Source organism: uncultured Ilumatobacter sp. (assembly GCF_963980585.1).
In the GTDB taxonomy this organism is placed as follows: Bacteria; Actinomycetota; Acidimicrobiia; order Acidimicrobiales; family Ilumatobacteraceae; genus Ilumatobacter_A.
This window is the reverse complement of the sequence record NZ_CAXCAM010000076.1, coordinates 1-7,436: the sequence shown is the minus strand read 5'-3', so window position 1 is coordinate 7,436 and position 7,436 is coordinate 1. Positions and strand designations below refer to the sequence as shown.

The following is a 7,436-nucleotide window of genomic DNA, read 5'->3' as shown; positions in this document are numbered from 1 at the left end:
GGTCTGCTGCCGATTGCTGCTACCCCCCGCGTAGTGCTCCGGCGCTCTCGAAGTTGCGAGCGATGGTAAAGATCGTCAGCACGGCTCCAGCGGCAACGTAGGTCCGTACGCGTAGTGCCATCACCCACGCTGGCACCCCGCGTCCGGTGGCGACGCGTAGCCAGACGATCCACATGGTGACCAGCGCCGCGAGAATTATCGGAACGAACAGATTGAACGACAACGCCTGTGCAATGTTGCCGCGGAACAGGTGATGCGTCGCCCGAGTGAGACCGCAGCCGGGACACCACCGGCCGGTGAGTGCCCGAATCGGGCACGGCGTCAGCCCGCCTTCGCCGGATCCCGGGTTGTCGGCTACCACGTGGACCGCTGCGGCTGCAGCAAACCCAGCGCAGGCGAGCGGAATGGCAGCGGCCGTGCTGAGGAGCGACGGTCGTTGAGCGGTGGGGAGCGGGTCGTGAAACGCACGAGCCGCTTCAAGCGGGCGTGCCAGAGGTGACACCGCCGACTCCATGAGATCCGACCGTAGCTCGCCCCAGCGCTCCTAGCCTGGAGGACATGCTGCAAGCACAGGCAATTTCGGTGGAAGTGGGTGGGCGACTGCTGGTCGACTCCGCCAGCTTCACCGTGATGCCACGGGACAAGGTCGGAATCGTCGGCCGCAACGGTGCGGGCAAGACCTCGATGTTCAAGGTGCTGGGCGGTGCAGCCGAACCAAAGACTGGCAATGTCCTGCGTAAGGGCGGCTTCGGGTATCTGCCGCAGGATCCGAAGATTGACTCGGCGCTCGATGGTCGATCGTGCGTGACGCACGTGCTCTCGGGGCGGGGCATCGACGACGAGATGGTCAAGATCGAGAAGCTGCGCATCGCCATGGAGGAGAATCCCGACGAGCGCAACGTCACGCGATACATCAACGCCGAGGAGTCGTTCCGTACCAACGGGGGCTACGGCGCCGAAAGCGAGGCCAGGGCCATGGCCGCCGGTCTCGGTATCCCTGACGAACGGCTCGACCAGCCGATCAGCACGCTGTCCGGTGGCGAGCGCCGCCGGGTCGAACTCGCGCGCATCTTGTTCGCCGGATCCGACGTGCTGTGCCTCGACGAGCCGACCAACCACCTCGATGTCGATGCCAAGGAATGGCTGCTCGGTTTCCTGCGTCAGTACAAAGGTGCGCTCCTCGTGATCAGTCACGACCTCGAACTGCTCGATGAGGCGATCACCCGCGTCATTCACCTTGACCGTGCATCCGAGACTGCCGTTGGCGAGATTTTCGAATACAAGGGCACCTACACGCAGTACAAGCGCGCCCGCGCCGACGACGAGGTTCGCCTCGCCAAGAAGGCAACGTTGCAGGCCAAGGAGATCGACCGGCTCCAAACCGTCGTCGACCGATTCGGCGCCAAGGCCACCAAGGCAGCCATGGCGCACAGCGTCGAGAAACGTATTGCTCGCCTTGAGACCGATCGCGTGCGTGGACCTCAGTCGACCAAGACGATGAGTGTCCGCTTCCCGCCGCCGCCCAAATGTGGCAACACCGTGATCACGGCGACCGGGTTGTGCAAGGGGTACGGAGGCCCGTCGATCTTCGAAGACATCAGCTTCGATCTCGGCAAGGGTGAACGTCTGCTGGTACTTGGCCTCAATGGCGCCGGCAAGACGAGCCTGTTGCGGATCTTGGCCGGCGAGACCGAAGCGAACCTCGGCGATTTTAAGTGGGGCTACCAGGTGCACGCTGGCTATTACGCCCAGGAACACGACAATCTCATGGTGCACGAGTCTCTGCTCGACAACATTCGTCGGGCTGTTCCGGCCGACGTTGAATTGGGCGAAACCCAACTCCGCGGATTGCTCGGCATGTTCGGCCTCTCTGGGGAGAAGGTGTTCCAAGACGCCGGCACCTTGTCAGGTGGAGAAAAGACAAAGCTGGCACTGTCGATGCTGATGGTCGGTCGCAACAACGTCTTGCTGCTCGACGAGCCGACCAACAACCTCGACCCGCCGTCGCGCGATGCCGTCGCCGCAGCACTCGTCGACTGGCCCGGCGCGATCATCCTTGTCAGCCATGACGAGGAATTCGTTCGTGAACTCCAACCGACCAAAGTGCTGCTGATGCCTGACGGCGACGTGGATTACTACTCCGAGAGCTGGCTCGACCTGGTCTCAATGAGCTAGCCATGTCGGCATGCGCATTGGATATTTCGGAGGAACACTCAACGAAGGCACGATCGACGATGTCGTCGCCGAGGCTCGACAAGCGGAAGCTGATGGTTACGCCTCGTACTGGGCGCCCAATATCTTCGGCCACGACGCACTGACCACGCTTGCCATCGTCGGACGAGAGGTGCCGCGTATCGAACTCGGCACGTCCGTGGTCCCGACCTATCCGCGCCACCCGATGGCGATCGCCCAGCAGGCACTCACCGTGAGCGCGGCGTCGGAAGGTCGACTCACGCTCGGTATCGGACTCAGCCACAAGGTCGTCATCGAGAACATGATGGGGATGAGCTACGACAAGCCGATCCGCCATATCCGCGACTACCTCAGCATTCTCGGGCCGCTCTCGCAGGGTCAACCGGTGCAGTACGCGGGCGAGGACTACACCACCTACGGCGCCATCAACGCCAAGGGAGCGCAACCGTTCGACACTGTCGTCGCCGCACTCGGACCGCAGATGCTCAAGATCACCGCCGAAATGGCGGCCGGCACGATCACGTGGTGCACCGGCCCCAAGACGCTTGGCGACTACATCGTGCCGACGATCAATGCCGCTGCCGAAGCAGCCGGTCGACCGACACCCCGAGTCGTCGCAGCCCTGCCCGTGTGCGTCACGTCCGACTTCGCTGGAGCGAAGGAACGTGCGGCGAAGGTCTTCGAGATCTACGGCTCGCTGCCCTCATACCGAGCGATGCTCGATCGGGAAGGCGCAGCGGGACCGGAGGACATTGCAATCACCGGCACAGCCGCAGAGGTGACCGAGCGCATCAGCGCGCTGGCCGACCTCGGCGTCACCGAGTTCGCAACGGTCGAGTTCCCCGGCAACCCCGACGAAGCGGCAGCCACTCGTGAGGCTGTCACCTCACTGATCGGCTGATTCCGTGGCTGCGGTTGCCATCACCATCGATGACCGTGGCGTCGCCACGCTCACCATCGATCACCCGCCGATCAATCTGCTGAGCGTCGATGTCTTCATCGAGATCGCCAAGGCTGGTGCAGAGTTGGCGGCGTCGGCTGAGGTGCGTGCGGTTGTGCTGCGGTCCGCCAACTCTGAGTGGTTCATCGCCCACTTCGATGTCGAAGCAATCCAGCAGATGCCGACTGACGCGGCACCGCCCACAGCGCTGAACAACTTTCACCGCATGTGTGAGACGTTCCGCACGATGCCAAAGCCCACCATTGCCGTCATTGAAGGTCGCGTCGGCGGCGGTGGCAACGAACTGGCGATGAGCTGCGACATGCGCTTCGCGACGCCGAGCGCCATTTTCAACCAACCCGAGGTGGCGCTCGGAATCATCCCCGGAGGCAGCGGAACTGTCAGGCTCCCGCGGCTCGTCGGACGTGGCCGGGCGCTCGAAGTCATCTTGGGCTGTGACGACGTCGATGCTGCCACCGCGGAACGATGGGGGATGATCAATCGCATCATCGAACCGGATGCGATCGACGCGTTCATCGATCGTCTCACCAGTCGAATTGCGAGTTTCCCTCCCGCAGCCGTCGCTGCGGCCAAAGCCAGCGTGCTGCGTTCGGAACAGGGCATCGAAGGCGAACTTCTCGCCGAGGGAACCGCCTTTAGCGCACTGCTTGGCAACGACGAAACCGTGGCCGCCATGGCCGCGTTCATGGACCGCGGAGGACAGACTCCTGAGGGCGAGCGTCGCCTGGGTGAATTGGCAGCTGAGCTCGGCAATCAGAGGTGACAGAACGGTTCCTGCACACCAACAGGTTTCGGTTGGCCGGCCTCCTGACCGTGGCGCTTGCCGCTGCCGCGTGCGCGCCGTCAATCGACGTGACGACCGAACGGTCTGACCAGATCGGGTCAGCCGCCAACGCTCCAGTCATCCCACCAGCGAGTGAAATCGAGTGGTCATCGTGCGAGGCCTTCGGCATTCCTGAGTCAGTCGTCGTCGAAACCGACGGGTGGGAATGCGCCACCTTGACCGCGCCGATGGACCCGTTTGACTCCTCGGCCGATGACACGGTGGACTTGGCCCTGACTCGCCACGCTGCGACGGGGGATCGTCGCGGTTCGTTACTCATCAACCCTGGTGGTCCTGGCGGGTCGGGTGTCGAATTCGCGTGGGGGATCCGGTCGGCATTTCCCATCGAGATCTTGCGGGCCTTCGACATCGTGTCCTGGGATCCGCGTGGCGTCGCCAATTCGGTCCCGGCCATCTCGTGTGGCGACAACCCAGACATCAGCGACGACTTCCTGATGGAGGCCTGTGCCGATGCGACCGGCCCGCTTGCCGCACATCTCGCTGCTCCGTACTCGGCGAGCGACATGGAGGCGATCCGAGTGGCGCTCGGCGAACTACGGCTCGACTACCTCGGATACAGCTATGGCGCCACGCTCGGTGCCGCATATGCAGCTCAGTACCCCGACACGGTGGGACGGTTCGTGCTCGATGGAGCCACCGACCCGTTGATCGGGTCGGCCGATGGCTATTTCGAAGACGGATTCCCGTACTACGCCGCCGACGGCATCCCGGGAGCGATCCGGCGCTTCAGTGAACTCTGCGACGCGAGCGATCGGTGTGTACCGGGTGCCGACAGCGAGGCGGTGCTCGACGAGCTCGTTGCGAGGATCGGAGCCTTGCCCACCGACGATTTTGCTGGTTCTCCCGACGTGGTCGATGACGACGCGTATGCCGAGTTGATCGCATCGTCGATGAGCTATTCCGGCGACTGGGAGCTGCTTGCCACCGGCGTGGCTGACGCGTCTGAAGGCGATGCCTCGGCGCTTGCATCGCTCATTTCGACCGACGCCGCGATCAGCTCCGATGCCCTCGACGAGCCGGCCGAGCCGTTCGAAATCGCCAACATCGTGATCTACTGCGCCGACTTCCGACACGTCGTCGACGACTGGTCGTACTGCGACAGCATTCCGGTCAACGAAGAGATGTTGGCGCCGGTCGAGGCTGTTGAGGTGGCCACAACGATTCTTGTGATCGGTACCGAGTTCGATCCGTTGACTCCGGGTCAACATGCGCCGGTCTTTGCCGAGGCGCTCGAGAGCGCTGTCGACATCGTGTGGAACGGCGTGGGCCACACTGCATTTCCGGCGCCGACAGATTGCATCAATGATGCGGTCGTGCGTCAACTGCTCGATGGTGTGCAGCCCGTCGATGGGCTCGAGTGCCCGTTCCTTGATCAGGCGGGTAGGGACCCATCCAATGAGGAGCTCGGCGACATTCTGTTCGGTCACGGAGACGTTGAATCTGAGCGGCTACTTGTCAGCGTGTTCGAATTCGGGATGGGTCTCGATGCCGATTCCGCCCAGTGCGCAGCAGGCCGAGTGAATCAACTCGGCGATCAGACGATCAGCCATGTCGTCCTCGCTGTCACCTCCACGGCCGCTGACGCTGCGATCGGCGAGGCGCTCGCCGCCTGTTGAGTCAGCGCAGCGAGACAGGCATCGAGGCTTCGGCCCGCACCTTGGCGTAGAAGTCGTTGCCTTTGTCATCGACGACGATGAAGGCTGGGAAGTTCTCGACTTCGATCTTCCAGATGGCCTCCATGCCCAACTCGGGGTACTCGAGCACCTCGACCTTCCGGATGTTGTCCAGCGCCAGTCGGGCAGCCGGGCCGCCGATGGAACCGAGGTAGAACCCACCGTTGTCCTTGCACGAGTCAGTGACCTGTTGCGAACGGTTGCCCTTGGCGAGCATCACCATGGACCCGCCGGCCGCCTGAAACTCCGGGACGTAGGAATCCATGCGTCCAGCCGTCGTGGGGCCGAAGGAACCCGACGCGTAGCCCTCAGGGGTCTTGGCGGGACCGGCGTAGTACACCGCGTGGTCCTTCCAGGACTGCGGCATCTCTTCACCAGCGTCGAGACGCTCCTTGATCTTGGCGTGCGCGATGTCACGCGCCACGATCATCGGGCCGGTCAGCATCACCTGCGTCGTGACCGGGAGTTCAGCGAGCGTGGAACGGATCTCGTCCATCGGCCGGTTGAGGTCGATGTGGACCGGCTCGGCGTCGAGCAGGTCCTCGGATCCAACTGCCGGGAGGAAGCGCGCCGGGTCGGTCTCGAGCTGTTCGAGGAACAGGCCATCCGCAGTGATCTTGCCCATCGCCTGGCGGTCCGCTGAGCACGACACCGCCATGCCGACCGGGCACGACGCGCCGTGCCGGGGGAGGCGAACGATGCGGACGTCGTGGCAGAAGTACTTGCCGCCGAACTGCGCCCCCACACCAGTGCTCTGAGCAAGCTCCAAGACCTTGGCTTCGAGGTCGAGGTCGCGGAAGGCGTGGCCGGACGGCGAACCGGTGGTCGGGAGTCCATCGAGGTAATGAGCGCTGGCGAGCTTGGCAGTCTCGACGGCGATCTCAGCAGATGTGCCGCCGATGACGATCGCAAGGTGATACGGCGGGCACGCCGAGGTACCAATCGCCTGAATCTTGTCGAAGATCCACGGCAGCAACGTGGCTTCGTTCAGCAGTGCCTTGGTCTCTTGGAACAGAAAACTCTTGTTGGCGGAGCCTCCGCCTTTGGCCATGAAGAGGAACTTGTAGGCATCGCCGTCGACCGCATTGATCTTGATTTCTGCCGGGAGGTTCGTGCCGGTGTTCTTCTCGGTGTACATGTCGAGCGGCGCCATCTGGCTGTAGCGAAGGTTGGTGGTGAGGTAGGTGTCGGCAATGCCCCGGGCGATCTGCTCTTCGTCGCCGCCGCCGGTGAACACGTACTCTCCCTTCTTGCCCTTGACGATCGCGGTGCCGGTGTCTTGGCACATCGGCAGTACGCCGCCGGCAGCGATCGCCGCGTTCTTCAGGAGGTCAAGGGCGACGAATCTGTCGTTGTCGGAGGCCTCGGGGTCGTCAAGAATCTTGCGCAGCTGTTCAAGATGGCTGGTGCGCAAGAAGTGTGCAATGTCGTGCATCGCCTCAGCAGTGAGCTTGCGAATCGCGTCCGGCTCGACCTTGAGGAAGGTTCCTTCGGGTGTCTCGAAGGTCGAGACACCATCAGCGGAGACGAGTCGGTACTCAGTCTCGTCGGGCCCCAACGGGAACATTTCGGTGTAATCGAAGTCAGCGTCAGCCATGGACGTGAGCCTATTGCTCGGCCCGGAAGACTTACTCGGCTTGAAAGACGAGGTCCGTCTGCTCGTCGACTTCGTCGATCTGGATCATCTCGCCGCCCTTGAACACCTCGTCGAGGAATGCCACAGCGAAGGTGTTGGTGATCGCCTGGGCCCGCTCGATCGGCATGT

6 protein-coding genes are annotated in these 7,436 nt (G+C 63.1%); 4 read left to right on the top strand and 2 right to left on the bottom strand.

The window, feature by feature from the left end; all coding sequences use genetic code 11:
• Positions 1 to 19 precede the first annotated feature (19 nt).
• Positions 20 to 514 carry a DUF2752 domain-containing protein gene (locus tag ACH2DW_RS14945; RefSeq protein ID WP_394930545.1) on the bottom strand — a complete coding sequence of 165 codons (495 nt, stop codon included), beginning with the start codon at positions 512 to 514 and terminating at the stop codon, positions 20 to 22.
• Positions 515 to 558: 44 nt separating this feature from the next.
• Here ACH2DW_RS14945 and ACH2DW_RS14940 point away from each other — a divergent pair, with 44 nt between their 5' ends.
• Genes ACH2DW_RS14940 through ACH2DW_RS14925 form a run of 4 tightly spaced genes read left to right on the top strand, consistent with a single transcriptional unit; the run spans position 559 to position 5,614 of the window.
• A complete protein-coding gene (locus ACH2DW_RS14940; protein ID WP_394930544.1) occupies positions 559 to 2,175 on the top strand; it encodes an ABC-F family ATP-binding cassette domain-containing protein in 1,617 nt (538 codons plus the stop codon).
• A 10-nt stretch (positions 2,176 to 2,185) separates the two neighbouring features.
• Entirely contained in the window at positions 2,186 to 3,094 is a 909-nt protein-coding gene (locus tag ACH2DW_RS14935; RefSeq protein ID WP_394930543.1) for a TIGR03564 family F420-dependent LLM class oxidoreductase, read from the top strand.
• 4 nt (positions 3,095 to 3,098) lie between these two features.
• On the top strand, positions 3,099 to 3,917 hold the full coding sequence (locus ACH2DW_RS14930) for an enoyl-CoA hydratase/isomerase family protein (RefSeq protein WP_394930542.1): 819 nt from the start codon (positions 3,099 to 3,101) through the stop codon (positions 3,915 to 3,917).
• A gap of 32 nt (positions 3,918 to 3,949) precedes the next feature.
• Positions 3,950 to 5,614 (top strand): alpha/beta fold hydrolase, encoded by a 1,665-nt coding sequence (locus ACH2DW_RS14925; RefSeq protein ID WP_394930541.1) that lies wholly within the window; start codon positions 3,950 to 3,952, stop codon positions 5,612 to 5,614.
• Between the two features lies 1 nt (position 5,615).
• Here the strand turns inward: ACH2DW_RS14925 and ACH2DW_RS14920 are convergent, their stop codons facing one another.
• Positions 5,616 to 7,268, bottom strand: a complete 1,653-nt coding sequence (locus tag ACH2DW_RS14920) for a fumarate hydratase (RefSeq protein ID WP_394930540.1) — start codon at positions 7,266 to 7,268, stop codon at positions 5,616 to 5,618.
• Between the last annotated feature and the right edge of the window lie 168 nt (positions 7,269 to 7,436).

Coding starts and splice junctions, on each gene's coding strand:
- ACH2DW_RS14945 (WP_394930545.1), bottom strand. CDS start 514: ATGGAGTCGGCGGTGTCACCTCTGGCACGCCCGCTTGAAGCGGCTCGT.
- ACH2DW_RS14940 (WP_394930544.1), top strand. CDS start 559: ATGCTGCAAGCACAGGCAATTTCGGTGGAAGTGGGTGGGCGACTGCTG.
- ACH2DW_RS14920 (WP_394930540.1), bottom strand. CDS start 7,268: ATGGCTGACGCTGACTTCGATTACACCGAAATGTTCCCGTTGGGGCCC.
- ACH2DW_RS14935 (WP_394930543.1), top strand. CDS start 2,186: ATGCGCATTGGATATTTCGGAGGAACACTCAACGAAGGCACGATCGAC.